The organism is Curtobacterium sp. PhB25, assembly GCF_004365375.1.
Classification (GTDB): Bacteria; Actinomycetota; Actinomycetes; order Actinomycetales; family Microbacteriaceae; genus Curtobacterium.
Genome location: NZ_SODR01000003.1, coordinates 58,256 through 83,398 on the forward strand (window position 1 = coordinate 58,256; position 25,143 = coordinate 83,398).

The 25,143-nt window shown below is 68.9% G+C and carries 35 protein-coding genes; 3 read left to right on the forward strand and 32 right to left on the reverse strand.

Features of this window, described 5'->3' with window-relative positions; genetic code table 11:
• Positions 1–34: 34 nt before the first annotated feature.
• Entirely contained in the window at positions 35–922 is an 888-nt protein-coding gene (gene truA, locus EDF51_RS07035) for a tRNA pseudouridine(38-40) synthase TruA (protein ID WP_235035853.1), read from the reverse strand.
• 175 nt (positions 923–1,097) lie between these two features.
• On the opposite strand from truA, the gene EDF51_RS07040 reads away from it, so the two are divergent.
• Together EDF51_RS07040 and EDF51_RS07045 are read left to right on the forward strand one after the other, a co-directional pair.
• Entirely contained in the window at positions 1,098–2,087 is a 990-nt protein-coding gene (locus tag EDF51_RS07040) for an ATP-binding cassette domain-containing protein (protein WP_134194343.1), read from the forward strand.
• On the forward strand, positions 2,084–2,917 hold the full coding sequence (locus EDF51_RS07045) for an ABC transporter permease (protein WP_134194345.1): 834 nt from the start codon (positions 2,084–2,086) through the stop codon (positions 2,915–2,917). The genes EDF51_RS07040 and EDF51_RS07045 overlap by 4 nt, the downstream gene beginning before the upstream one ends.
• Positions 2,918–2,927: 10 nt before the next feature.
• Here the strand turns inward: EDF51_RS07045 and EDF51_RS07050 are convergent, their stop codons facing one another.
• From EDF51_RS07050 to infA, 8 genes are all read right to left on the reverse strand, one after another.
• A complete protein-coding gene (locus tag EDF51_RS07050) occupies positions 2,928–6,134 on the reverse strand; it encodes a BTAD domain-containing putative transcriptional regulator (protein WP_134194347.1) in 3,207 nt (1,068 codons plus the stop codon).
• 41 nt (positions 6,135–6,175) lie between these two features.
• Complete coding sequence (locus tag EDF51_RS07055; protein ID WP_134194349.1) at positions 6,176–7,294, reverse strand: aromatic acid exporter family protein; 1,119 nt, start codon at positions 7,292–7,294, stop codon at positions 6,176–6,178.
• Between the two features lie 156 nt (positions 7,295–7,450).
• Entirely contained in the window at positions 7,451–8,020 is a 570-nt protein-coding gene (rplQ, locus tag EDF51_RS07060; RefSeq protein WP_131845954.1) for a 50S ribosomal protein L17, read from the reverse strand.
• Positions 8,021–8,083: 63 nt separating this feature from the next.
• Positions 8,084–9,079, reverse strand: coding sequence for a DNA-directed RNA polymerase subunit alpha (locus EDF51_RS07065; protein WP_066656999.1), 996 nt, complete (start codon positions 9,077–9,079; stop codon positions 8,084–8,086).
• A 190-nt stretch (positions 9,080–9,269) separates the two neighbouring features.
• Positions 9,270–9,668, reverse strand: coding sequence for a 30S ribosomal protein S11 (gene rpsK / locus EDF51_RS07070; protein ID WP_017885507.1), 399 nt, complete (start codon positions 9,666–9,668; stop codon positions 9,270–9,272).
• A gap of 9 nt (positions 9,669–9,677) precedes the next feature.
• On the reverse strand, positions 9,678–10,052 hold the full coding sequence (gene rpsM, locus EDF51_RS07075; RefSeq protein ID WP_058728274.1) for a 30S ribosomal protein S13: 375 nt from the start codon (positions 10,050–10,052) through the stop codon (positions 9,678–9,680).
• A 186-nt stretch (positions 10,053–10,238) separates the two neighbouring features.
• Positions 10,239–10,355 (reverse strand): 50S ribosomal protein L36, encoded by a 117-nt coding sequence (rpmJ, locus tag EDF51_RS07080; RefSeq protein ID WP_071276701.1) that lies wholly within the window; start codon positions 10,353–10,355, stop codon positions 10,239–10,241.
• Between the two features lie 70 nt (positions 10,356–10,425).
• Entirely contained in the window at positions 10,426–10,647 is a 222-nt protein-coding gene (infA, locus tag EDF51_RS07085; protein ID WP_017885509.1) for a translation initiation factor IF-1, read from the reverse strand.
• A gap of 294 nt (positions 10,648–10,941) precedes the next feature.
• On the opposite strand from infA, the gene EDF51_RS07090 reads away from it, so the two are divergent.
• Positions 10,942–12,228, forward strand: a complete 1,287-nt coding sequence (locus tag EDF51_RS07090; RefSeq protein WP_165901022.1) for an LCP family protein — start codon at positions 10,942–10,944, stop codon at positions 12,226–12,228.
• A 222-nt stretch (positions 12,229–12,450) separates the two neighbouring features.
• Here EDF51_RS07090 and map read toward each other — a convergent pair whose 3' ends face one another.
• From map to rpsJ, 23 genes are all read right to left on the reverse strand, one after another.
• Complete coding sequence (gene map, locus EDF51_RS07095; protein WP_134194351.1) at positions 12,451–13,284, reverse strand: type I methionyl aminopeptidase; 834 nt, start codon at positions 13,282–13,284, stop codon at positions 12,451–12,453.
• Between the two features lie 6 nt (positions 13,285–13,290).
• Positions 13,291–13,881 carry an adenylate kinase gene (locus EDF51_RS07100; protein ID WP_134194353.1) on the reverse strand — a complete coding sequence of 197 codons (591 nt, stop codon included), beginning with the start codon at positions 13,879–13,881 and terminating at the stop codon, positions 13,291–13,293.
• The gene (gene secY / locus EDF51_RS07105) at positions 13,878–15,200 is read right to left on the reverse strand and encodes a preprotein translocase subunit SecY (protein WP_111083457.1); all 1,323 of its coding nucleotides are present in this window, start codon (positions 15,198–15,200) and stop codon (positions 13,878–13,880) included. The genes EDF51_RS07100 and secY overlap by 4 nt, the downstream gene beginning before the upstream one ends.
• 147 nt (positions 15,201–15,347) lie before the next feature.
• The gene (gene rplO, locus EDF51_RS07110; protein ID WP_027466723.1) at positions 15,348–15,812 is read right to left on the reverse strand and encodes a 50S ribosomal protein L15; all 465 of its coding nucleotides are present in this window, start codon (positions 15,810–15,812) and stop codon (positions 15,348–15,350) included.
• On the reverse strand, positions 15,809–15,994 hold the full coding sequence (rpmD, locus tag EDF51_RS07115) for a 50S ribosomal protein L30 (RefSeq protein ID WP_173168934.1): 186 nt from the start codon (positions 15,992–15,994) through the stop codon (positions 15,809–15,811). The genes rplO and rpmD overlap by 4 nt, the downstream gene beginning before the upstream one ends.
• Positions 15,994–16,839, reverse strand: coding sequence for a 30S ribosomal protein S5 (gene rpsE / locus EDF51_RS07120; protein ID WP_131877654.1), 846 nt, complete (start codon positions 16,837–16,839; stop codon positions 15,994–15,996). Before rpsE ends, rpmD begins: the two co-directional genes overlap by 1 nt.
• Positions 16,836–17,210, reverse strand: a complete 375-nt coding sequence (gene rplR, locus EDF51_RS07125; RefSeq protein ID WP_031259041.1) for a 50S ribosomal protein L18 — start codon at positions 17,208–17,210, stop codon at positions 16,836–16,838. The genes rpsE and rplR overlap by 4 nt, the downstream gene beginning before the upstream one ends.
• Before the next feature lie 2 nt (positions 17,211–17,212).
• A complete protein-coding gene (rplF, locus tag EDF51_RS07130; RefSeq protein WP_111083459.1) occupies positions 17,213–17,749 on the reverse strand; it encodes a 50S ribosomal protein L6 in 537 nt (178 codons plus the stop codon).
• 6 nt (positions 17,750–17,755) lie between these two features.
• Complete coding sequence (gene rpsH / locus EDF51_RS07135; protein WP_017885519.1) at positions 17,756–18,154, reverse strand: 30S ribosomal protein S8; 399 nt, start codon at positions 18,152–18,154, stop codon at positions 17,756–17,758.
• A gap of 153 nt (positions 18,155–18,307) precedes the next feature.
• Positions 18,308–18,901, reverse strand: a complete 594-nt coding sequence (gene rplE / locus EDF51_RS07140; protein WP_111083460.1) for a 50S ribosomal protein L5 — start codon at positions 18,899–18,901, stop codon at positions 18,308–18,310.
• Positions 18,901–19,260: a 50S ribosomal protein L24 gene (gene rplX / locus EDF51_RS07145; protein WP_111083461.1), complete on the reverse strand. Its 360-nt coding sequence runs from the start codon at positions 19,258–19,260 to the stop codon at positions 18,901–18,903. Before rplX ends, rplE begins: the two co-directional genes overlap by 1 nt.
• A gap of 3 nt (positions 19,261–19,263) precedes the next feature.
• Positions 19,264–19,632, reverse strand: a complete 369-nt coding sequence (gene rplN / locus EDF51_RS07150; protein WP_111083462.1) for a 50S ribosomal protein L14 — start codon at positions 19,630–19,632, stop codon at positions 19,264–19,266.
• A gap of 31 nt (positions 19,633–19,663) precedes the next feature.
• Complete coding sequence (rpsQ, locus tag EDF51_RS07155) at positions 19,664–19,948, reverse strand: 30S ribosomal protein S17 (RefSeq protein ID WP_111083463.1); 285 nt, start codon at positions 19,946–19,948, stop codon at positions 19,664–19,666.
• A complete protein-coding gene (rpmC, locus tag EDF51_RS20415) occupies positions 19,948–20,268 on the reverse strand; it encodes a 50S ribosomal protein L29 (protein ID WP_111083464.1) in 321 nt (106 codons plus the stop codon). The genes rpsQ and rpmC overlap by 1 nt, the downstream gene beginning before the upstream one ends.
• Positions 20,268–20,687 carry a 50S ribosomal protein L16 gene (gene rplP, locus EDF51_RS07165; RefSeq protein ID WP_111083465.1) on the reverse strand — a complete coding sequence of 140 codons (420 nt, stop codon included), beginning with the start codon at positions 20,685–20,687 and terminating at the stop codon, positions 20,268–20,270. Before rplP ends, rpmC begins: the two co-directional genes overlap by 1 nt.
• Positions 20,688–20,689: 2 nt before the next feature.
• The gene (gene rpsC, locus EDF51_RS07170) at positions 20,690–21,502 is read right to left on the reverse strand and encodes a 30S ribosomal protein S3 (RefSeq protein ID WP_017885527.1); all 813 of its coding nucleotides are present in this window, start codon (positions 21,500–21,502) and stop codon (positions 20,690–20,692) included.
• Entirely contained in the window at positions 21,502–21,894 is a 393-nt protein-coding gene (gene rplV / locus EDF51_RS07175; protein WP_111083466.1) for a 50S ribosomal protein L22, read from the reverse strand. The genes rpsC and rplV overlap by 1 nt, the downstream gene beginning before the upstream one ends.
• A gap of 25 nt (positions 21,895–21,919) precedes the next feature.
• Positions 21,920–22,201 carry a 30S ribosomal protein S19 gene (rpsS, locus tag EDF51_RS07180; protein WP_017885529.1) on the reverse strand — a complete coding sequence of 94 codons (282 nt, stop codon included), beginning with the start codon at positions 22,199–22,201 and terminating at the stop codon, positions 21,920–21,922.
• 11 nt (positions 22,202–22,212) lie between these two features.
• Complete coding sequence (gene rplB / locus EDF51_RS07185) at positions 22,213–23,052, reverse strand: 50S ribosomal protein L2 (protein WP_111083467.1); 840 nt, start codon at positions 23,050–23,052, stop codon at positions 22,213–22,215.
• Positions 23,053–23,070: 18 nt separating this feature from the next.
• A complete protein-coding gene (rplW, locus tag EDF51_RS07190) occupies positions 23,071–23,370 on the reverse strand; it encodes a 50S ribosomal protein L23 (RefSeq protein ID WP_111083468.1) in 300 nt (99 codons plus the stop codon).
• Positions 23,367–24,026: a 50S ribosomal protein L4 gene (gene rplD / locus EDF51_RS07195; protein WP_111083469.1), complete on the reverse strand. Its 660-nt coding sequence runs from the start codon at positions 24,024–24,026 to the stop codon at positions 23,367–23,369. Before rplD ends, rplW begins: the two co-directional genes overlap by 4 nt.
• A 2-nt stretch (positions 24,027–24,028) precedes the next feature.
• Positions 24,029–24,685, reverse strand: coding sequence for a 50S ribosomal protein L3 (rplC, locus tag EDF51_RS07200; RefSeq protein ID WP_027466731.1), 657 nt, complete (start codon positions 24,683–24,685; stop codon positions 24,029–24,031).
• Between the two features lie 12 nt (positions 24,686–24,697).
• Positions 24,698–25,006, reverse strand: coding sequence for a 30S ribosomal protein S10 (gene rpsJ / locus EDF51_RS07205; RefSeq protein ID WP_017885534.1), 309 nt, complete (start codon positions 25,004–25,006; stop codon positions 24,698–24,700).
• Positions 25,007–25,143: the final 137 nt, after the last annotated feature.

Consider the following 25,143-nt stretch of genomic DNA (forward strand, 5'->3'; position numbering starts at 1 on the left):
AATGATTGCGTTCGGCAACATCAGGGCCGGGCGTTCACTCCCGCCGCGCCCGCGTCTGCTCCGCCCGCCCCGCGAGCTCCTCGTCGGCCGGGTACCCCACCTCGGTCAGCGTCAGCCCCTTCGCCGGCGCCGTCTTGAACGCGCTCGTCCGCGTCTCGGCGACGCGGAGCTCCTCGAGCCGTTCCGGCCCGAACCGCCCCTCGCCGACGGCGATGGTCGCCCCCACCATCGCGCGCACCATGGAGTGGCAGAACGCATCGGCCTGGAGGCGCGCCACCAGCACGCCGTCCGGCTCGCGGTCCCAGCGGAACTCCTGCAACGTCCGGATGGTCGTCGCGCCCTCGCGCGGCTTGCAGAACGTCGCGAAGTCGTGCAGCCCCAACAGCGTCAGCGCACCGCGCTCCATCGCTGCCGGGTCGAGGCTCGCCCCGTGCCAGACCGTGTGCCCGCGCCGACGTGGATCGCGCGGGGCGTCGGCGTCCGCGATCCGGTACTCGTACCGTCGCCAGAGCGGCGAGAACCGTGCGTCGAACCCGTCCGGCGCGACCGACGCCCGGGTGACGACGACGTCGCCCTCGGGTGCCGCGATGCCGTTCACGCGTTTGACGAGCCCGTCCAGCGGCGAGCGCCCCGTGCCGCGCTTGGCGCTGAGCGCGTCCCACTGCTCGGCGGACAGGTCGAGGTGGGCGACCTGCCCGGTGGCGTGCACGCCGGCGTCGGTGCGTCCGGCGACGGTGAGCAGTGGCGGCTCGCCCCACCGGGTGAAGACGGTGGCGAGGGCGGCCTCGAGCGCGCCCTGCACGGTCCGCAGCCCGGGCTGCCGGGCCCACCCGGAGAACGCGGCCCCGTCGTACGCGATGTCCAGCCGCAGCCGGATCCCGGCAACCTCGCCGCCGCTCTGCGGGCCCGCCGTCTCGTCCACGCGACCACCGTACCGGGGCCGCACCGCGCCTCCCGGCAGCCGGCGGACACCCGTCTGCGCAACCGAAGGCCGCTGCGCCGCTGACGCGCGCTGTCCACCGGTGTCAGCGCCACGTCAGTGCCGCGTGAGCGCCCCGCGGCACCATCGTCCTCGACATCGACGAAAGGACATTTCGATGACCACGACACCGCTCGCGGTGGAGGCCTCCGGCCTCGTGAAGACCTTCGGGACGAACCGCGCAGTGGACGGTGTCGACCTCCGTGTGGAGGCCGGCACGGTCTACGGCGTGCTCGGTCCCAACGGCGCCGGCAAGACCACCACCATCTCCATGCTCGCGACCCTGCTCAAGGCGGACGGCGGCGAGGCCCGGATCTTCGGGCACGACGTCCGGCGCGAGGCGCAGACGGTCCGCACCCTGATCGGGGTGACCGGTCAGTACGCCAGCGTCGACGAGACGCTCAGCGCGACCGAGAACCTGGTGATCTTCGCGCGCCTGCTCGGGCTGTCCCGCGCGGACGCGAAGCGGAAGGCCGTGGAACTGCTCGAACGCTTCGGGCTGACCGAGGCCGCGTCACGCCCGCTCAAGGGCTTCTCCGGTGGCATGCGTCGCCGGCTCGACCTGGCTGCGAGCCTCATCGCGCAGCCGCCGCTGATCTTCCTCGACGAGCCGACGACGGGGCTCGACCCCCGCACCCGTGCGCAGATGTGGGACACCATCCGCGAGCTCGTGGCGACGGGTTCGACGGTGCTGCTGACGACGCAGTACCTGGATGAAGCGGACCAGCTCGCCGACCGCATCGCGGTCATCGACCACGGCAAGGTCGTCGCCGAGGGCACGAGCGACGAGCTGAAGGCCTCGATCGGCAGTTCGTCGCTGCAGCTCCGCCTGACCGATGCGCTCCGGCTCGACGCCGCGCGCACGATCGTCCGGAACACCCTCGGTGTCGACGCGGTGGCCAGCCCCGAGGGCTCGCGTCTCACCGCACCGATGTCGGACCCCGACCGCGTGACGGACCTGCTGGTGTCGTTCCGCGAGGCCGGCATCACCCTCGCCGAGATGAGCGTGCAGAAGCCCACCCTCGACGAGGTCTTCCTGAGCATCACGGGCGCGCCGTCGACCGCCGCTCCCGCTTCGGAACCCGAGCTCGCAGGGAGCATCGCATGACCACCCTCACCACCACCACGGGCACCGCTGCTCCCCGGATCACCCCGCGCCCCGGCGTCGGTGCGACCGGCCTCGGCGCCACCGTCCGGCAGTCGCTCACGATGGCGTACCGCGGGCTGATCAAGGTCCGGCGCACCCCGGAGCAGCTGTTCGACGTCACCCTGATGCCGATCATCTTCACCGTGATGTTCACGTACATCTTCGGTGGTGCGATCGCGGGTGACGTCGCGAGCTACCTGCCGATCATCATCCCCGGCATCCTGGTGCAGACGAACATCACGTCGTCGATCGTCACGGGCGTGCAGCTCCGCGAGGACATGGACAAGGGCGTCTTCGACCGCTTCAAGTCCCTGCCCATCGCCCGGATCGCCCCGCTCGCGGGTGCGCTGCTCGCCGATACCGTCCGGTACGCGATCGCCACGACGATCACCTTCACGGTCGGCATCATCATGGGTCTGCGTCCCGCCGGCGGGTTCGGTGCGGTCGTCCTGGCCGGGTTGCTGGTCATCGTCGTCGCGTGGGCGATCAGCTGGATCTTCGCCTACTTCGGCGTCGTCGCGCGGACGGCGTCGAGCGTCTCCGGCATCTCCAACATGGTGCTGTTCCCGCTGACGTTCCTGTCGAACGCGTTCGTGCCGGCGGACACCCTGCCGGACTGGCTGCGCTGGTTCTCCGAGGTGAACCCGATCTCGCACCTCATCACGGCGGTCCGCGAGCTCGTGAACCACGGCACGGTGGGCGTCGACCTCTGGATCAGCCTGCTCGGCGCAGCGGTCGTGGTCGCGGTGTTCGCGCCACTGACGGTCCGCGCGTACATGCGGAAGGCCTGACGGGCGCCGGTCAGCGCACGCGGAACCGCAGCTCCTCGAGCAGGAGCCGCGCCTCCGAGACGGCCTCGGTCCGGTTCGATCCGGCCGAGGCCGTCTCGGCGTCCGCCAGCACCGCATCGCCGAGGGCGTCGGCCAGCACCGACCGCATCCGTGGGTGCGCGAGCACGCCGAAGTCCTGCCGCGAACCGAGTCGGGTCGCCAGCCCCCAGCAGCGAGCGGCGTGCTCCGGCTGTCCGTCACGAGCGGCGGCGAGCGCCAGGCCGAGCAGGGCGGTCCCGATCACGGGCAGGTCCAGCCACCACGGGTGGACGCGCAGCATCACGAGCGCACCGACGCGCAGGCGTCTCGCGACCGCCACGTCGTCGACCGGGAGGCCCGGCGCGGCTCCGTCGGACCGGTGCACCGCCGCCTCGTCCCGCGCCGCGATCCGCGCCGAGCCCGCCATGAGCGTCCAGTGCGGCGTCTGTTTCCGCAGGGGCAGCACGGAGTCCCAGGCGCGGGCGTACTCCGCCGCAGCGTCGTCGAGGGCTCCTTCCCAGCGCGAGCACTCCGCACCGATGGCCATCGCGAGCACGCCGATCTGCACCCGGTCCTCGTCGAACCCGCCGCGGGCCTCGACCGGACGGTGCTGCAGGTCGTCAGCGACCTGCCGGGCGCGCACGACGTCGCCGGTGCTCGCGGCGCAGAGGCCGACGGTCCAGCCGATCTCGTACAGGTCGTCGTCGGCCCCGAACCGTTCGAGTTGCTCGCGGGCGACCTCGGCGGACCGCAGTGCGTCGGCGTGCCGGCCGGTCTGCGCCAGGAGCTGGGTCATGGTGACGGCGATCGACCCGGTGGTCCAGGCGTCGTCGCTCGACCGCGAGAGCGTCTCGGCGCGGGTCGCGTACCGCAGGGCGACGGCGGACTCCCCGTCGTTCTCGGCGAGCGGCGCGCTGAGCATGTTCGCCAGGCAGGCGACCCCGGGCTCCGGGTCGTCGCGGTAGCGGGCGAGCAGGGCGTACCCGTCGGCCGGTCGCCCCAGGGTGAGGAGCAGCGCTGCCTGGGCGTCGAGCACCGCGAACCCGCTGGTGCCGTCGCGCATCACGCGGCGCAGGGTCGACACGGCCAGGGCTGCGGTGCGCTTGTCGCTGAACGCGGAGGACCCGCCGGTGACGACGAGTCCGAGCACGGTCGCGGCACGGTCCTCGGTCGCCGGTCCGGTACGGCGCAGGACCGGGACGACCTCGGGGCCGAGTGCGACGACCTCACCGTGGGCACCGCGCAGCGACCAGTAGCCGCCGAGGGCCGCGAACAGGTGCGCGACCGCCGCGGTGTCGTCGGCCGCCAGGCTCCAGCGGAGCAGCGTGACGAGGTTGTCGGATTCGCGGGCGACCTCGCGGAACCGCTCGAGCTGGGCGGAACCCGTGATCGTGAGGAGGTTGCGCTCGGCCGCGAACCCACGGCCCCAGCCGATCATGGCCGCACGGACGGCCTCGGTGGCGCCGCGGTTCCCCAGCCGGGCCGCACCGAACTCCCGCACCGTCTCGAGCAGCCGGTACCGCACGGGCTCGCCCTCGTGCTCGACGAGCTGCACGAGCGACTGCTCCACGAGCTCGGCGAGGTCGTCGAGCGCGTCGGCCCGGCGGTCCGGGGCGGCGACGGCCTCGACGGCGTCGACCGCGAGTCCGTCCGGGAAGAGCGCCAGCCGGGTCAACAGGTCCTGGGCCCCGTCGTCGAGCAGGCGCCAGCTCCACTCGATCACGGCGAGCAGGGTGCGGTGCCGCTCCGGGGCGCTCCGGTCGCCGCCGCGCAGCAGCGCGAACCGGTCGTCCAGCCGGCGCTCGATCTCGTCGGCGCTCATCCCCCGGATGCGTGCGGCCGCGAGCTCGATGGCCAGCGGTGACCCGTCGAGCCGCGTGCAGATCCGGCGCACCGCGTCCACCGGCAGCACGGCTCCGGGTCGTGCGGCCCGCGCCCGCTCGGTGAACAGCCGGACGGCTGCCCCGTCGGCCTCGACGGGCAGGGGCGCGAGGGGAGCCACGACCTCGCCGGCGATGGCGAGCGGCGCGCGTGACGTCGTCAGGATCCGCAGCTCGGGCACGGTCGCGAGCAGGTCCGCGGCGAAGGCGGCGACCTCGGCAACCAGGTGTTCGCAGTTGTCCAGGACGAGCACGGTCGGCCCGTCGGCGAGCGCCCGCACGACCCGGGTGCGCAGGTCGGCCGCGACGGCGTCCCGGAGCGACCTGGTGGAACGGAACTCGGCGATCCCGAGCAGCGCGCCGAGGGCCGGCACGATGTCGTCAGCCGTGGCGAGCGGCGCGAGCTCGAACACGACGACGCCCTGTGTCGGCGGCAGGCCGGCGGCGACCGCCTGCGCGAGGCGGGTCTTCCCCAGCCCACCCGCACCGAGGATCGTGACGAGCCGTCCGGCGGACAGCAGGTCCGAGACGGCGGCGAGGTCGGCCTCCCTCCCGACCAAGGTGTTCGGCGCAGCACGCAGGCCGACGCGGCGGACGCTGCCCGTGGCGGGGCCGGACCGACGCAGCAACTCGGCGTTGAGGCGGACCAGATCGGCCGAGGGGTCGGCGCCGAGTTCGTCGGCGAGCCGGTCACGGTGCGCTGCGAAGGCGGCGATGGCCTCGCTCGTGCGGCCGGCCGCGGCGAGGGCACGCATCGAACCGGCGACCGCGACCTCGTCGTAGGGGTTGGCGACGGCCTCTGCTGCCCAGAGTGCGGCGGCCTCGTCGGCGTCGCCCTCGTCGAGCAGTGCACCGCCGAGCGCGCGTCGGAGTGTCCGCCGGAGCGCTGCCGCACGGTCCGCGAGTGCTGCGCCCAGGTCGCCGTCGACGTCGGCGCCCGGTTCACCACGCCAGAGGTCGAGGGCGGCACGGACCGCTGCCGGCTCCGCCTCGCCCACCGCACGCTCGGCGCGGGCGAGGTCGACGTCCTCGGGGTCGCCGCCCAACGCGTACCCGGTGCTCGTCGACACCACGAGGCCGTCCGCCACGCTCCGGCGCAGTCGGGACACGAGTGTCTGCAGCGCTGCACGGGCACCCCGCGGCTGCACGTCCGGCCAGAGGTCGTCGATCAGGGAATCGATGGTCAGGGCGTGGCCGCGCGCGAGCACCAGCGCGGTCAGGAACGCCCGAGCGAGCGCCCCGGGCACCGGCGACTGCCGGCCGTCCGCACCCGTCACCGTGACCGGTCCGAGGACGTTGATTCGGGGCGGGACGGTCACGGTGCGAGTCTACGGAGCGCCGGTGTCACGGGGTCCTCGCGTCAGCCGCGCGGACGGTGGAACGCCGACGGACCCGTGCGGGTGTCGAGGTTGTCCGTCGCACGGCGCTCGGACTCCACGATGCCGCGGAGCGCCACGAGCGCGGACGCCGTCACCGCGACGTGCGACGGGTTCTCGTGCGAGGCGTCGAGCGCCTGCTCGAGTCGCTCGATCGCCTTGTCGCCGTCGTCCTCGGGGGACTCCCCGCGGATCACACAGGCGAGTTGCCGGATCGCCTCGAAGAGCGGTTCGGTGAACGCGGGGTCGGGACGGCCGAGGTTCCCCGACACCGGGCCCGACCGAGCGACGAGTTCGGTGAGGTCGGTCGTGTACCAGGCGACCCGTTCGAGCGCCCGGAAGCGCGCCCCGTCCTGCTGGAGCCGGGCCCGTGACCCGCGGAGCGCTCCGCGGGGGTTGATCTTCCGGCTCTCGTGGGCGACGGACACCCGCGCGCGCACGTCGGCGATCGCACGGTCGAGCTTGTCCTGCTGCCGGTTCCAGGCGTCCTCGTCGCGCTTGCCGCTCTCCAGCACGTGTGCGAGCCCCTCGAGGTGATCGGCCAACACGGCGTTCACCTCGTCGATCCGGCGTTCGGCGTCCCAGAAGTGCAGCGGCGGGAACACCAGGAAGTTCACGAGCAGGCCGACGACCACGCCGACACCCATCTGCACCAGGTACCCGAACGAGTAGCCCTCGGCGTTCGCCCCGCCGACGAGCAGCACGAACAACGCCGCCGTCGAGACCCAGGTGCTGCCCTCGCCGAGCACCCGGAACCCGCCGACGAGTACGCCGATGCCGACCGCCAGGGCCACGGCGAGGATCCCCGGGTCGCCCACGATCATCGTGAAGCCCGCGACGGCGATGCCGAGCAGGATGCCGACGAGCGTCTGGATGCCGTTGCGCAGCCCCGCGTAGACCGTCGTCTGCATCGCGACGATCGCCCCGAGCGGTGCGTAGTACGGGTAGTCGGACGCGACCCCGGGCACGTGCCTGGCGATGAACCAGGCCAGTGCCGCGGCGCCAGCGGCCTTGGCTGCGTGCAGCAGTCGCGGCTGTGTGCCGGACGTACGGCTCCACCGCCACGCGCGGCGACCGACGCCCGCGATGTGTTGGAACTCCATGTGGTGACTCTCCCTGTCGGGCGGACACGCTACGGGGCACGCACTGGGAAGGCGACGGTCCTGCGTTCTCCGGACGTCGGGGGCAGCGGTACCGCTCCCGAACGCGACGAAGCCCCCGCGACCTGGGTCGCGGGGGCTTCGTGGTGACGCGGGGTACTACTTGGTGTCGTCGCTCTTCTCGGCGGCGTCGGCCTCGACCTCGGCGGCAGCCTCGGTCTCGGTCTCCGACTCGACCGGCGCAGACTCCTCGGTGGTCTCGGTCTCCTCGACCGGGGCCTCCTCGGTGGTCTCGTCGGCGGCCGGCTCCTCGACCGGAGCGGCGGCGGCCGGAGCCGCGGTGCGCTTCACCGGGGCGGGCGTGCCCGACACCGGCTCGAGGACGAGCTCGATCGACGCCAGCGGGGCGTTGTCGCCCTTGCGGAAGCCGAGCTTCGTGATGCGGGTGTAACCGCCCTGACGGTCCTCGACCTGCGGGGCGATCTCCGTGAACAGCGTGTGCACGACGGACTTGTCGCGCAGGGTCGCGATGACCCGACGACGAGCGTGCAGGTCGCCGCGCTTCGCGAACGTGATGAGCCGCTCGGCGACCGGACGGAGGCGCTTGGCCTTCGTCTCGGTGGTCGTGATGCGGCCGTGCGTGAAGAGGGCGTTGGCGAGGTTGCTCAGGAGCAGGCGCTCGTGAGCGGGACCGCCACCGAGGCGGGGGCCCTTGGTGGGCTTCGGCATGTCAGTTCTCCAGTGGTGAAAGTGGTGCGCGCGGTGTCAGCGCGCTTGCGCGTGAGCGCGAGATCAGTTGTTGGACTCGTCCTCGTCGTACCCGCTGTAGAAGTGGGCGCCGTCGAATCCGGGGACGGTGTCCTTGAGGGACAGGCCGAGCTCGGTGAGCTTGTCCTTGACCTCGTCCACCGACTTCTGACCGAAGTTGCGGATGTTCATGAGCTGCGTCTCCGACAGGGCGACGAGCTCGGACACCGTGTTGATGCCCTCGCGCTTCAGGCAGTTGTAGCTGCGGACCGACAGGTCGAGGTCCTCGATCGGCGTCTGCAGCTCGTTCGACAGGACAGCGTCGACCGGCGCGGGGCCGATCTCGATGCCCTCTGCGGCCGTGTTGAGCTCGCGAGCGAGCCCGAACAGCTCGACCAGCGTGCGACCGGCCGACGCGATGGCGTCGCGCGGCGTGATCGCCGGCTTCGACTCGACGTCGACGACCAGGCGGTCGAAGTCCGTGCGCTCACCGGCACGCGTCGCCTCGACGCGGTAGGTGACCTTGAGGACCGGCGAGTAGATCGAGTCGATCGGGATCTGACCGGCCTCGGAGAACTCGGAACGGTTCTGCGTGGCCGAGACGTAGCCGCGGCCGCGCTCGATCGTGAGCTCGAGCTCGAACCGCGCGGTGTCGTTCAGGGTCGCGATGACGAGGTCCGGGTTGTGGATCTCGACGCCGGCCGGAGCGGAGATGTCCGCTGCGGTGACCTGACCGGCACCCTGCTTGCGCAGGTACGCGGTGATCGGCTCGTCGTGCTCGCTGGAGACGACGAGGCTCTTGATGTTGAGGATGATCTCGGTGACGTCTTCCTTCACACCGGGAACGGTGCTGAATTCGTGGAGGACACCGTCGATGCGGATGCTGGTGACAGCCGCGCCGGGGATCGAGGAGAGGAGCGTGCGGCGCAGCGAGTTGCCGAGGGTGTAACCGAAGCCCGGCTCGAGCGGCTCGATGACGAAGCGCGAGCGGTGCTCGGAGATCGACTCCTCGGTCAGGGTGGGGCGCTGTGCAATGAGCACTGTGGGATTCCTTTCGGCGAAGTGTCCGCTATATGACACTTGGCGGTACGACGGGGCCGCGTGGGCCCCGACGGGTCTGTTGAGTTGTGATCACGCGCACCGATGTGCGCGATCGAACGACCAGGAATGGCCGCGGGCCCTGCCCGACCCCGTCAGGGGACGAGCAGGGCGCGGCCGGTTGCTCCTCGCGTCAGACGCGACGACGCTTCGGCGGGCGGCAACCGTTGTGCGCCTGCGGAGTGACGTCGTTGATCGAACCGACCTCGAGGCCAGCGGCCTGGAGCGAACGGATCGCGGTCTCGCGGCCCGAACCCGGACCCTTCACGAAGACGTCGACCTTCTTGACGCCGTGCTCCTGCGCCTGACGCGCAGCGGACTCGGCGGCGAGCTGCGCCGCGAACGGCGTCGACTTGCGCGAACCCTTGAAGCCCACGGCACCCGAGGACGCCCAGCTGAGGACGGCACCCGACGGGTCGGTGATGCTGACGATCGTGTTGTTGAACGTGCTCTTGATGTGGGCCTGGCCCACTGCGACGTTCTTCTTCTCCTTGCGGCGCGGCTTGCGCGCGGCAGTCTTGGGGGTAGCCATCGGGGTCTCCTATCGAGCCTTCTTCTTGCCTGCCACGGTGCGCTTCGGTCCCTTGCGGGTACGCGCGTTGGTCTTGGTGCGCTGACCGCGCACCGGGAGACCACGACGGTGGCGAAGACCCTCGTAGCTACCGATCTCGACCTTGCGACGGATGTCGGCTGCCACCTCGCGGCGGAGGTCACCCTCCACCTTGAAGTTGCCCTCGATGAAGTCACGGAGGGCGACGAGCTGGTCGTCGGTCAGGTCCTTGACGCGGATGTCACCGGAGATACCGGTCTCGGCGAGTGCCTGGACCGCGCGGGTACGGCCGACGCCGTAGATGTACGTGAGTGCGATCTCCACGCGCTTCTCGCGCGGGATGTCGACGCCTGCTAGACGTGCCATGTGATGGCTGCTCCTGTTGTCGATGGAGGTGTGGAGCAGTACCGGTGCCCGGGCCTCCGACCCGAGGTGTCCCCCGGTCGTCGTGCGACCGGGTTCTGGTACTGCGTTGTCGATCTTCAGTTGTGGGTCGTGCTCGAGCAGCCTGCTGTCCGAGGGACAGCGTCGGCGCCGGTCACGCGCCGGGGACTAGCCCTGGCGCTGCTTGTGACGCGGGTTGCTCTTGCAGATCACCATGACGCGGCCCTTGCGGCGAATCACTCGGCAGTGCTCGCACATGGGCTTGACGCTGGGGTTGACCTTCATTGTTCTTTCCTCGTGCTCGCTGGCTTCGTGCGCGGCAGGATTGCCGAGCCGTTCCTTTCCAGCTCGCGGATCACTTGTAGCGGTAGACGATCCGGCCGCGGGTCAGGTCGTACGGGCTCAGCTCCACGATCACGCGGTCCTCGGGGAGGATGCGGATGTAGTGCTGGCGCATCTTCCCGGAGATGTGCGCGAGGACCTTGTGTCCGTTCGTCAGCTCAACGCGGAACATCGCGTTGGGCAGAGCTTCGAGCACCGAGCCTTCGATCTCGATGACGCCGTCTTTCTTGGCCATAGCCTCACTGTCGCTTGGTTGTGGAACAGGTGTGATCCCCGAACCGGTCTGCGGGTCGGTCGCCACACCCGAGAGGGCATGACACACCAAAGATCGATCTTATGTGGTAAACCCGCAATTGCCAAGTGCAGGCGCGGCACGCCCCCTCACCTGGGGCTTCCGCTGGCACACCTGAGTGTTCCACAGTGGTTTGACGGCGTGCTCCGGGCCGGAGCTTGTGCCCGGACCGTAGCGTTGCTCCGCAGCCACGTCCGCCGCCCACGTACCCTGCGCGGACCACCGAACGGAGACCACGTGCCCGACGCCACACGACGCCCCTTCGCCGCACACGGCAAGCAGGCCCGCCGTCGCGGCTGGACCACGCTCGTGACCGTCGTGGCCTCGGCGCTGGCCGTCGTGCTCGTGAGCGGGACGAGCGTCGCCGCCATCGCCGGCGCCCAGCTGGCGACCGCACCGCAGACCGTGCAGCTCAGCACCGACGACCAGAGCACCGCGAAGACCGCCGACATCACGGCGATCAAGGGCGGGGCGAACATCCTGCTCATCGGCAGCGACACCCGCGTCGGACAGTTCGACTCCGACGAGGACGTCGAGGGCGCCCGCAACGACGTCACCATGCTCATCCACATCTCCGAGGACCACCAGCAGCTCACCGCGGTCAGCTTCCCCCGCGATCTGATGGTCCCGATCCCGGCCTGCACCAACCCCGCGAGCGGGACGACCTACCCGGCCTCGACCTCCGCCATGTTCAACACGGCGCTCGGCAACGGTGGCGTCTCGTGCGTCGTCGACACCGTCGAGAACCTCACCGGCCTGAGCATCCCCTACGCCGGGCTCATCACCTTCGACGGCGTGATCGAGATGTCGAACGCCCTGGGCGGCGTCGACGTCTGCGTCGCGGAGCCCATCGACGACACCTTCACCGGTCTGCACCTCACCGCCGGCTCGCACAACCTCGAGGGCTCCGACGCCCTCGCGTTCCTGCGCACCCGCCACGGCGTCGGCGACGGCAGCGACCTGGCCCGGATCAGCTCGCAGCAGGTGTTCCTGTCGGCGCTGCTCCGCAAGGTCACCTCCGACGGCACCCTGTCGAACCCCATCACGCTCTACAAGCTCGCCGGCGCGGCCCTGTCGAACATGACGCTGTCCGACGGCCTGGCCCAGACCCGCACCCTCGTCGGCCTTGCCTCCGCACTGCGCGGCATGAGCACCGCCAACATGCTCTTCGTGCAGTACCCCGTCGCCGACGACCCCGACGACAGCGCGCGGGTGATCGTCGACCAGGAGACCGCCCACACGCTCAACGTGGCGCTGCAGAACGACGTGAAGTCCTCGCTGAGCGACTCGAGCACCGGGCGCGCGTCCGAGGAGTCGCCGACAGCCGGGGGCACCGCGACGACCGCGCCGTCGACCGGCACCACGCCGTCCGACACGGCGTCGGCGCCCGCGTCGAGCGGCGCATCGTCGGGGACGTCGTCCGCACCGAGCTCGTCGGCCACGAGCACGGCGACGTCGACCCCGCTGCCCTCGTCGATCACCGGGCAGAGCGCCTCCGAGCAGACCTGCTCCGTCGGCAACTGACCGCACCCCAGACGCCGTCGTCCTGGCACGACACCCCCGAACGCACGAGACGCCGCCGGATCCGACGGCGTCTCGGCGTCTTGCCGGCGTCTCCGCACGACGACGGCGTCTCTCGCGGCCGTGGACGAGGGACCGCCAGGCGCGCGCTGCGGGACGGAGCTGCGCCGAGCCTCCCGGTCGGGGTGTGCGGCCGGCAGTGGCGTGTCGGACTGGAGGCCCGTCCTACGCGATCGGGACGGGCGTCACGCCCAGCGGGGCCAGGCCCGCAGCGCCGCCGTCTGCGGCCGTCAGGACCCACACGCCGTCGGCGTGCACCGCGACGCTGTGCTCCCAGTGCGCGGCATCCCCGCCGTCCATCGTGCGGACGGTCCAGTCGTCGTCGTCCGTCGAGCTGTCGATCGTGCCCGCGGTGACCATCGGCTCGATGGCCACCACCAGGCCGGGCTTCACCGCCGGACCGGCACCGCGGACGCGGTAGTTGAAGACCGGCGGGTCCTCGTGCATGGAGCGACCGATGCCGTGCCCCGTGTAGTCCTCGACGATGCCCCAGGCGCCGGTCTCGTCGATCGCGTCCTCGACCGCGGAACCGACCTCGTGCAGGTTCTTCGCGTGGGCGAGCGCCGCGATGCCGTGCCAGAGCGATCGCTCCGTGGTGTCGCAGAGGGTCTGGCGCGCCGCGGACACCTCGGCGTCACCACCGGGGACGACCGTGGTGAACGCGCTGTCGCCGTTCCAGCCGTCGACCTCGGCACCGGCGTCCACCGACACGATGTCACCGGGAGCGAGCACGCGGTCTCCGGGGATGCCGTGCACGATCTCGTCGTTAACGGACACGCACAGCGTGTGCCGGTAGCCCGGCACGAGCTGGAAGTTCGGGATCCCGCCGCCGGCGCGGATCGTCCGCTCGGCGATCGCGTCGAGCTCACCCGTCGTGATGCCGGGACGGATCGCCGCACGCACGGCGTCGAGCGCCTCGGCGGTCAGCAGCCCGGGTCGCACCATGGCGCGGAGCTCGTCCGGCGTCTTGTAGATCGAGGGCTTGCGGAAGCGGACCACGCCGGGTCAGACGCCCGCGGTGAGCCCGCGAGCCGACAGCGCGGCATGGATGCGGTCGCCGACCTCGTGGATCGCGCCGAGGCCGTCGACGTCGAGGACGAGACCGCGCTCGCCGTAGGCGCCGACGATCGGGGCGGTCTGCTCGGTGTAGACCTGCTGGCGACGACGGATCGTCTCCTCGTTGTCGTCACTGCGGCCCTGCTGCTCGGCACGCTTGAGCAACCGGCCGACGAGCTCGTCCTGGTCGGCGACGAGCTGCACGACCGCGTCGATCCCGGTGCCCTGCTCGGCGAGCAGCGCGTCGAGGTACTCGACCTGCCCGACCGTGCGGGGGTACCCGTCGAGCAGGAACCCCTCGGCTGCGTCGGCCTCGTTCAGGCGCGACTTCACGAGCTCGTTCGTCAAGGAGTCCGGCACGTACTCGCCGGCGTCCATGATCGCATTGGCCTGCACACCGAGCGGCGTGCCCTCTGCGACGTTCTTGCGGAAGATGTCGCCCGTCGAGACCGCCGGGATCCCGAAGGACTCGGCGATCCGCCCGGCCTGGGTGCCCTTCCCCGCTCCGGGGGGTCCGACGATGATGAGACGTGCGCTCAACGGAGAAGCCCTTCGTAGTGACGCTGCTGCAGCTGCGAGTCGATCTGCTTCACGGTCTCGAGACCGACACCCACGATGATCAGGATGCTCGCGCCACCGAACGGGAAGTTCTGGTTCGCGCCGAACAGCGCCAGTGCTGCCAGCGGGATGAGCGCGATGAAACCGAGGTAGAGCGAGCCGGGCAGCGTCACCCGGGTGAGGACGTAGTCGAGGTACTCGGCGGTCGGACGACCGGCACGGATGCCGGGGATGAACCCGCCGTACTTCTTCATGTTGTCGGCGACCTCTTCGGGGTTGAAGGTGATCGCCACGTAGAAGTACGTGAACCCGACGATGAGCAGGAAGTACAGCACCATGTAGAACAGGTTGTCGCCGGAGACGAGGTTGTTCTCGATCCAGGTGACCCACGCCGCGGGCTCGGAGCCGTCCGAGGGCTTGTTGAACTGCGCGACCAGGGCCGGCAGGTACAGCAGCGACGACGCGAAGATGACGGGCACGACGCCGGCCATGTTCACCTTGATCGGGATGTACGTGTTGTTACCGCCGTACGTGCGTCGGCCGACCATGCGCTTGGCGTACTGGACCGGGATCCGCCGCTGCGACTGCTCGACGAACACGACGGCCATCATGATGACCAGTCCGACCAGGATGACGAACAGGAAGAGCTCGAACGACTGCGACTGCTCGATGGCCCACAGCGCCGACGGGAACTGCGCCGCGATCGACGTGAAGATGAGGAGCGACATGCCGTTGCCGATGCCGCGCTCGGTGACGAGCTCGCCCATCCACATGATGAGGCCGGTACCGGCGGTCAGCGTGACGACCATGAGCATGATCGCGTACCAGCTGTCGTTCGAGATGATCGACGAGCAGGAGGACGACGCGTTCGTGCCGAAGAGGGCACCCGAGCGGGCGACCGTGATCAGGGTGGTGGACTGCAGCACGCCCAGCGCGATCGTGAGGTAGCGCGTGTACTGCGTCAGCTTCGCCTGACCGGACTGGCCCTCCTTGTAGAGGGAGTCGAAGTGCGGGATGACCACGCGCAGGAGCTGCACGATGATCGACGACGTGATGTACGGCATGATGCCGAGCGCGAAGACCGAGAGCTTCAGCAGCGCGCCGCCGGAGAACAGGTTGATCAGGTCGTAGAGACCGCCGGACGACGAGGCGCTGGCGAGACAGCTCTGCACGGCCGCGTAGTCGACGAACGGTGCCGGGATGTACGACCCGAGGCGGAACAGCGCGATGATCGCGAGGGTGAAGCCGATCTTCTTGCGAAGATCAGGGGTGCGCATGATGCGCGCGACCGCTCTGAACACGAGGACTCCGAACTTCTGGGACCGGGGCCGTCGATCGCGGCCGTTCCGGTGTCGGTCGGCAGGGCCGACCAGGCTGGCGGATGCCGGCCACTGTCAAGGAAACCGTAACGGCGGCCCGTGCGCAAACGCACGGGCCGCCGACGGGGGTTACTGGGAGACGGTGCCGCCAGCAGCCACGATCTTCTCGGCGGCGGACGCCGAGACCTTGTCGACCGTGACCGTGATCTTCACGGTGATGTCACCCTGACCGAGAACCTTGACCTTCTCGTTCTTGCGGACGGCGCCCTTGGCGACCAGGCCCGCAACGGTGACGTCGCCACCATCGGGGTAGAGCTCCGAGATCTTGTCCAGGTTCACGACCTGGTACTCGACCCGGAACGGGTTCTTGAACCCGCGGAGCTTCGGGGTGCGCATGTGCAGCGGCATCTGCCCACCCTCGAAGCCGACCCGGACCTGGTAGCGGGCCTTCGTGCCCTTGGTACCACGCCCAGCGGTCTTGCCCTTCGAGCCCTCACCGCGACCCACACGGGTGCGGTCCTTCTTGGCGCCCTCTGCGGGGCGGAGGTGGTGCAGCTTCAGCACCTGCACGCGCTCGTTCTTCTCGTCGCTCATGCGTCGACCTCCTCGACCTTCACGAGGTGCGCCACCGTTGCGATGTACCCGCGGTTCTGGGCGTTGTCCTCACGCTCGACCGTACGGCCGATGCGCTTGAGACCCAGGCTGCGGAGCGTGTCGCGCTGGTACTGCTTCTCGCTGATAACGGACTTGATCTGCGTGATCTTCAGCGTCGCCATCACGCACCTGCCTTCTCGGTCGCGGCACGCAGTGCTGCGGCCTCGGCCTGGAGCAGACGAGCCGGGACGACCCGCTCGACGTCGAGGCCACGACGGCTCGCGACGGCGCGGGGCTCCTCGAGCTGCTTCAGAGCCTCGACGGTCGCGTGCACGATGTTGATGGTGTTCGACGAACCGAGCGACTTGCTCAGGACGTCGTGGATGCCGGCGCACTCGAGCACGGCGCGGACGGGACCACCGGCGATGACACCGGTACCCGGGCCAGCCGGACGCAGGAGGACGACGCCAGCAGCGGCTTCACCCTGCACGGGGTGCGGGATGGTGTTGCCGACGCGGGGGACGCGGAAGAAGTTCTTCTTCGCCTCTTCGACACCCTTGGAGATCGCCGTGGGGACCTCCTTGGCCTTGCCGTAGCCGACGCCCACGAGGCCGTTGCCGTCACCCACGACGACGAGCGCCGTGAAGCTGAAGCGACGACCACCCTTGACGACCTTCGACACGCGGTTGATGGTCACCACGCGCTCGAGGAACTGGCTGTCGCCACCGCGGTTGTTGCGGTCGCGGCCCTGCTGACGGTCACGACCGCCACCACGACGGCCGCGGTTGTCAGCCGAGTCGCGGTTGTTCGATGCGGAACCGGCAGCGGTCTCGACGGGACGCTCGGCGACGGCAGGTGCCTCCGCCTCCTTGCCCTTCGCGGCGGTGTCGGTGCCCTCAGCGGCTGCCTCGGTGCCCTCAGCAGTTGCCTCGGTGCCCTCAGCGGTCGCCTCGGTGGTCTCGACGGCGTCCGTGGCCTCGACGGCCTCGGTCTTGGCGTCTTCGTTGGTGTTCGCGTTGTCGCTCACAGGTTCAGCCCTCCTTCACGGGCACCATCGGCGATCGCGGCGACGCGACCGGCGTACTTGCTGCCACCGCGGTCGAAGACCACGGCCTCGACGCCAGCCGACTTCGCGCGCTCGGCGAGGAGCTCACCGACGCGACGGGCCTTGGCGGTCTTGTCGCCGTCGAACGAGCGGAGGTCTGCCTCCATCGTCGAGGCGCTTGCGAGGGTGTGACCCTTCGCGTCGTCGATGACCTGCACGAACACGTGACGCGACGAGCGGGTGACGGCGAGACGGGGACGAGCCTCGGTGCCGGTGATCTTCTTGCGGAGACGGTTGTGACGACGCGCCTTGGCGGCCGCCTTGCTCTTGCCTCGTGTCTTGAGGAGTCCCATGATCACTTACCTGACTTTCCGGCCTTGCGGCGCACGTTCTCGCCGGCGTAACGGACACCCTTGCCCTTGTACGGCTCGGGCTTCCGGAGCTTCCGGATGTTCGCCGCCACTTCGCCGACTGCCTGCTTGTCGATGCCGGCGACCGTGACCTTGTTGTTGCCCTCGACCGCGAAGCTGATGCCCGCGGGCGGCTCGACCGTGATCGAGTGGGAGTACCCGAGCGCGAACTCGAGGTTCGAGCCCTTCGCCTGCACGCGGTAACCGGTGCCGACGACCTCGAGGCCCTTGGTGTAGCCCTGGGTCACGCCGATGATGTTGTTGGCGATGAGGGTACGGGTCAGGCCGTGGAGCGAACGCGACTCGCGCTCGTCGTCCGGACGGGTGACGAGAACCTGGTTCTCCTCGACCTTGGCCTGGATGGGCTCCGCGATGACGAGCGCGAGCTCGCCCTTCGGGCCCTTGACCGCCACGCTCTGACCGTCAACGGAGACGGTCACGCCGGCGGGGATGTCGATGGGAAGACGTCCGATTCGTGACATTGTCGATCACCACACGTAGGCGAGGACTTCCCCACCCACGCCCTTCTGCTCGGCTTCGCGGTCGGTCAGCAGGCCGGACGAGGTCGAGAGGATCGCCACGCCGAGGCCACCGAGGACCTGGGGGATCTCCGTCGACTTCGCGTAGACCCGGAGGCCCGGCTTCGACACGCGCTTGATGCCGGCGATCGAACGCTCGCGCTCGGGGCCGTACTTCAGGTCGATGGTGAGGGTCTGCCCGACTCGGGCGTCCTCCACCTTCCACTCGCTGATGTAGCCCTCACGCTTGAGGATGTCGGCGATGTTCTTCTTGAGCTTGGAGCTCGGGAGCGCGACGGCGTCGTGGTGCGCGGAGTTCGCGTTCCGCAATCTGGTCAGCATGTCTGCGACCGGATCGGTCATCGTCATGATGTTCGTCCATTTCTCGCCTGGTTTCGACACCCGTTCCACGAATGCCGACCTGAGCGATCGAGTGATCCCGGGGCGGTTCCCCAGGATCGGTGTGTTCGTGCGTGCGGGCCGGAGGACGTGAATCCTCCGGCCCGCACCGCCCGAAGTAGTTTAGACCGTCTGCTCGTTGGAGCGGAACGGGAAGCCGAGCTGACGGAGCAGCGCGCGTCCCTCGTCGTCCGTCTTCGCGGTGGTGACGACAGTGATGTCGAAGCCGCGGACACGGTCGATGCGGTCCTGGTCGATCTCGTGGAACACGGACTGCTCCGAGAGACCGAACGTGTAGTTGCCGTTCCCGTCGAACTGCTTGTCGCTGAGACCGCGGAAGTCGCGGATGCGGGGCAGTGCGAGGGAGATCAGGCGGTCGAGGAACTCCCAGGCGCGGTCACCACGGAGGGTGACGTGCGCACCGATCGCCTGACCCTCGCGCAGCTTGAACTGCGCGATGGACTTGCGAGCGATGTTGACCTGGGGCTTCTGACCCGTGATCGCCGTGAGGTCCTTGATGGCCCCCTCGATGATCTTCGAGTCGCGAGCGGCCTCGCCGACACCGGTGTTCACGACGACCTTGACCAGGCCGGGGACCTGGTTGACGTTCGCGTAGCCGAACTGCTCGGTGAGCGTGGCCTTGATCTCGTCCTTGTACTTCTGCTTGAGGCGCGGCTGGGCCTTGGGGGCCTCAGTCGTTGCAGTCGTGTCAGTCATCAGAGCGTTTCACCTGACTTCTTGGCGTAGCGGACACGGACGGTCTTCTTGACCCCGCCCTTCTCCACCTCTTCGGTACGGAAGCCGACGCGGGTCGGCTTCTTCGTCTTCGGGTCGACGAGAGCGACGTTGGACACGTGGATCGAGGCTTCGTGCTTCTCGATGCCACCCGTCTTCGAGCCGCGCTGCGTCTGGCCGACGCGGACGTGCTTCGTGACGAAGTTCACGCCCTCGACGACGACGCGCTGCTTGTCCTTGAGGACCTCGATGACCTTGCCCTGCTTGCCACGGTCGCCGCCACGCTCCTGCGTCGCGCCCGTGATGACCTGGACGAGGTCACCCTTCTTGATGTTCGCCATGGCTTACAGCACCTCCGGCGCGAGCGAGATGATCTTCATGAACTTCTTGTCACGGAGCTCGCGACCGACCGGACCGAAGATGCGCGTGCCGCGCGGGTCGCCGTCGGCCTTGAGGATCACTGCCGCGTTCTCGTCGAACTTGATGTAGGAGCCGTCCTGACGACGAGTCTCCTTCTTGGTGCGAACGATGACCGCCTTGACGACGTCACCCTTCTTCACGTTGCCGCCGGGGATGGCGTCCTTCACCGTGGCGACGATGACGTCACCGAGACCGGCGTAGCGACGACCCGAACCACCGAGCACGCGGATGGTCAAGATCTCCTTGGCACCCGTGTTGTCGGCGATCTTCAGGCGGGATTCCTGCTGAATCACTGCTGTCTCCTATTCCGAAGCAGGCCGAGGCCTACTTGGCCTTCTCGAGGATCTCGACCAGGCGCCAGCGCTTGGAAGCGCTGAGGGGACGGGTCTCGCTGATCACGACGAGGTCGCCGACACCAGCGGTGCCGAGCTCGTCGTGGGCCTTCACCTTGGACGTGCGACGGATGATCTTGCCGTAGAGCGCGTGCTTCACGCGGTCCTCGACCTCGACCACGATGGTCTTGTCCATCTTGTCGCTGGTCACGTAGCCGCGACGCGTCTTGCGGTAGCCGCGAGTGAGGGCGGCGGAGGTCTTCTCTTCGTTCGCCATTACTTCTCCTCGGCGGTCTCGGCCTCGGTCGACTCAGCCGGCTTGTCAGCCTTCTTCGTCGTCTTCTTGGCCTTGGTGGCGGTCTCGACGGGCGCGGGAGTGGCACGGATGCCGAGCTCGCGCTCGCGGAGGACGGTGTAGATGCGAGCGATGTCGCGCTTGACGGCACGGAGACGACCGTGGCTCTCCAGCTGGCCGGTGGCCGACTGGAAGCGGAGGTTGAAGAGTTCCTCCTTGGCCTTCTTCAGCTCGTCAGCGAGACGCTCGTTCTCGAACGTGTCGAGCTCCGTCGGACGGAGCTCCTTGGAACCGATCGCCATTATGCGTCGCCCTCCTCGCGCTTGATGATGCGTGCCTTGAGGGGCAGCTTGTGGATTGCACGGGTCAGCGCCTCACGGGCGATGTCCTCGGTGACGCCGGAGAGCTCGAAGAGCACACGACCCGGCTTGACGTTGGCGACCCACCACTCGGGCGAGCCCTTACCGGAACCCATGCGGGTCTCAGCCGGCTTCTTCGTGAGCGGACGGTCCGGGTAGATGTTGATCCAGACCTTGCCGCCACGCTTGATGTGACGCGTCATGGCGATACGAGCGGACTCGATCTGACGGTTGGTCACGTACGCCGGGGTGAGGGCCTGGATGCCGTAGTCGCCGAAGCTGACCTTGGTACCACCGGTTGCCTGACCCGAACGCTTCGGGTGGTGCTGCTTACGGTGCTTGACTCGACGGGGAATAAGCATGGTTACGCCTCAACTCCTGCGCCGGCCGGCGCGTCCTGCGGGGCCTGCTGCGGGCGGCGGTCACCGCGGTCGCCGCCACGACGGTCGCCGCCACGGTCGCCACGCTCACCGCGCGGGCCGCCACGACGCTCGGGGCGCGACGAACGCTGGTTCGCCTGCTCGCGAGCGAGCTCCTTGTTCGTGATGTCGCCCTTGTAGATCCAGACCTTCACGCCGATGCGGCCGAACGTGGTCCGGGCCTCGTAGAAGCCGTAGTCGATGTTCGCGCGGAGGGTGTGCAGCGGCACACGGCCTTCGCGGTAGAACTCCGAACGGGACATCTCGGCGCCGCCGAGACGGCCCGACACCTGGATGCGGACACCCTTGGCGCCGGCGCGCTGTGCACCCTGCAGGCCCTTGCGCATGGCGCGACGGAACGCGACACGAGCGGAGAGCTGCTCGGCGATGCCCTGCGCGACGAGCTGGGCCTCGGTCTCGGGGTTCTTGACCTCGAGGATGTTCAGCTGGATCTGCTTCTTGGTGAGCTTCTCGAGCTCACCGCGAACGCGCTCCGCCTCGGCGCCGCGGCGGCCGATGACGATGCCCGGACGCGCCGTGTGGATGTCCACGCGGACACGGTCACGGGTGCGCTCGAGCTCGATGCGAGCGACACCGGCGCGGTCGAGGGTCTTCTTCAGGTACTCGCGCACCTTGATGTCCTCGGCCACGTAGTCGGCGTAGCGCTGACCGGCCTTCTTGCTGTCGGTGAACCAGTGCGAGACGTGGTCCGTCGTGATCCCGAGACGGAAGCCGTACGGGTTGACCTTCTGGCCCATTAGTTGCTCGCCTTCTTGCTCGTCGCGGCAGCCTCGGCCTCTTCCGGCGTCGCGAGGACGACCGTGATGTGGCTGGTGCGCTTGTTGATGCGGAAGGCCCGGCCCTGGGCGCGCGGCTGGAACCGCTTCAGGGTCGTTCCCTCGTCGACGAAGACGCGGCTCACGTAGAGGTCGCGCTCGTCGAGGAAGCTGTTCGTCGAGTCAGCCTTCACCCGGGCGTTCGCGATCGCCGAGGCGACCAGCTTGTACACGGGCTCCGAAGCGCCCTGGGGGGCGAACTTCAGGATGGCGAGCGCCTCGTGGGCCTGCTTGCCGCGGATCAGCTCGATGACGCGACGGGCCTTCTGAGGCGTGACGCGGATGTGTCGCACGCGTGCGATCGACTCCACCATTTCGTTCCTCCTCTGCGTCCCCGCGTTAGCGGCGACGGCCCTTCTTGTCGTCCTTCACGTGACCACGGAAGGTGCGGGTCGGCGCGAACTCGCCGAGCTTGTGACCGACCATCGACTCGGTGACGAACACCGGGATGTGCTTGCGGCCGTCGTGCACCGCGATGGTGTGACCGAGCATGTTCGGGACGATCATCGACCGTCGCGACCAGGTACGGATCACGTTCTTGGTGTTGGCCTCGTTCTGCGTGACGACCTTGCGGAGCAGGTGCTCGTCGACGAAGGGGCCCTTCTTCAGACTGCGTGGCATCTTCTGAACTCCTACTTGCGCTTCTTGCCGGCGTTACGGCGACGGACGATGAGCTTGTCGCTCGGCTTGTTCGGCTTGCGCGTGCGACCCTCGGCCTGGCCCCAGGGGCTGACCGGGTGACGACCACCGGAGGTCTTGCCCTCGCCACCACCGTGGGGGTGGTCGACCGGGTTCATCGCGACACCACGCACGGTCGGGCGGACGCCCTTCCAGCGCATGCGGCCGGCCTTGCCCCAGTTGATGTTCGACTGCTCGGCGTTGCCGACCTCGCCGATCGTGGCGCGGCAGCGTGCGTCGACGTTGCGGACCTCGCCCGACGGCAGACGGAGCTGCGCGTAGGGGCCGTCCTTGGCGACGAGACGCACCGAGGCGCCGGCCGAGCGGGCCATCTTCGCGCCGCCACCGGGGCGGAGCTCGATGGCGTGCACGACGGTACCCACGGGGATGTTGCGCAGCGGCAGGTTGTTGCCGGGCTTGATGTCGGCGCCGGGGCCCTGCTCGATGACGTCGCCCTGCTTGAGCTTGTTCGGCGCGATGATGTACCGCTTCGTGCCGTCCACGTAGTGCAGGAGCGCGATGCGCGCAGTGCGGTTGGGGTCGTACTCGATGTGAGCGACCTTGGCGTCCACGCCGTCCTTGTCGGAGCGACGGAAGTCGATCACGCGGTACTGGCGCTTGTGGCCACCACCGATGTGACGCGTGGTGATGCGGCCGGAGCTGTTGCGACCACCGGTCTTCGGCAGCGGACGAAGCAGGGACTTCTCCGGAGTCGAACGGGTGATCTCAGCGAAGTCGGCGACCGACGAGCCGCGACGACCGGGGGTCGTCGGCTTGTAGTTACGAATAGCCATGATTTATCCCTCTGGTCCTCAGCCGACAGCCGTGAAGATGTCGATCGAACCGGACTTGAGCGTCACGATGGCGCGCTTGGTGTCCTTGCGCTTGCCGAGACCGAACTTGGTGCGACGGGTCTTGCCCGGGCGGTTCAGCGTGTTGATGCTCGCGACCTTGACCTCGAAGATCTTCTCGATGGCGAGCTTGATCTCGGTCTTGTTCGAACGGGGGTCCACGATGAACGTGTACTTGCCCTGGTCGATGAGCGCGTAGCTCTTCTCCGAGACGACCGGCGAGATGATGACGTCGCGCGGGTCCTTGTTGAAGCCGCTCATGCGGTGATCTCCTTCGCGGTCTTCGACGCGATGAAGGCGTCGAGGGCGCTCTTGCTGAAGACGACGGCGTCCGACTTGAGGACGTCGTAGGCGTTCAGCTGGCCGTACGAGAGCGCGTGGACGTTCGGCAGGTTGCGGATCGACTTGAGCGTCAGCTCGTCGTTCGACTCGAGCACGATCAGCACGTGCTTGACGGGCGCGACCTTCTCGAGGAGCGTGCGAGCGACCTTGGTCGACGGCACGTCGGCCTCGACGAAGCCGTCGACAGCCGAGATGCGGCCACCGCGGGCGCGGTCCGAGAGCGAGCCGAGCAGCGCTGCGGCGATCATCTTCTTGGGGGTGCGCTGCGAGTAGTCGCGGGGGGTCGGCCCGTGGACGACGCCACCACCGGTGTGCTCGGGAGCACGGACGGAACCCTGACGGGCGCGGCCGGTGCCCTTCTGCTTGAACGGCTTGCGACCGGCACCGCGGACTTCGCCGCGGTTCTTGGTCTTGTGGGTGCCCTGACGCGCGGCTGCGAGCTGCGCGGTGACGACCTGGTGGATCAGCGGGACGTTGGTCTCGACGTCGAAGAGAGCTGCGGGCAGCTCGACGGTGCCGGACTTGACACCCGATGCGTCGAGGACGTCGATCGTGGTTGCGGTCGTGGTGGCCATGATCACTTACCCTTCACGGCGGTGCGGACGAAGACGGAGCGGCCACGAGCACCGGGGACGGCGCCCTTGACGAGCAGCAGACCCTTCTCGGCGTCGACGGCGTGCACCGTGAGGTTGAGGACGGTCACGCGGTCGCCACCCATACGACCGGCCATGCGCATGCCCTTGAAGACACGCGACGGGGTCGAGGAAGCACCGATCGAGCCGGGCTTGCGGTGGTTGCGGTGTGCACCGTGCGAGGCGCCGACGCCGTGGAAGCCGTGGCGCTTCATGACACCGGCGAAGCCCTTGCCCTTGGAGGTACCGACGACGTCGACCTTCTGGCCCGCCGTGAACGTGCCGTCCACGGTGAGCTCCTGGCCGAGCGTGTACTCAGCGGAGTCGTTGGTCCGGATCTCGGTGAGGGTGCGACGCGGGGTCACGCCAGCGGCCTCGAAGTGGCCAGCGGCCGGCTTGTTGACCTTGCGCGGGTCGATGGCACCGGCGGCGATCTGGATCGCCTCGTAGCCGTCGCGCTCAGCGTTGCGGATCTGGGTGACCACGTTCGGGCCGACCTCGATCACGGTGACGGGGATGAACTTGTTGTTCTCGTCCCACACCTGGGTCATCCCGAGCTTCTTGCCGAGGAGGCCCTTGACGGTCTTGGTTGAGTTCGCCATTGGTCAGCCCCCTTACAGCTTGATCTCGATGTTGACGTCTGCCGGCAGGTCGAGTCGCATGAGCGAGTCAACGGCCTTCGGCGTCGGGTCGACGATGTCGATGACCCGCTTGTGCGTGCGCTTCTCGAAGTGCTCGCGCGAGTCCTTGTACTTGTGAGGGGAACGGATCACTGCGATCACGTTCTTCTCGGTGGGGAGTGGCACCGGGCCGACCACGGTTGCACCGGCACGGGTCACCGTGTCGACGATCTTCCGGGCCGACGTGTCGATGACCTCGTGGTCATACGACTTGAGCCGGATGCGGATCTTCTGTCCCGCCATGTGTCTCTTGTCCTCTCTCTGCGCCGCGCACCCGCAGGCCGCCTGACGCCGCTCGGCTCCGCATTGCTGCAGACCGTGCTGTTTTCCTGAACCAACCGGCCGCATCCGCTGGGGATGACCGCTGTTCACCTGTCAAC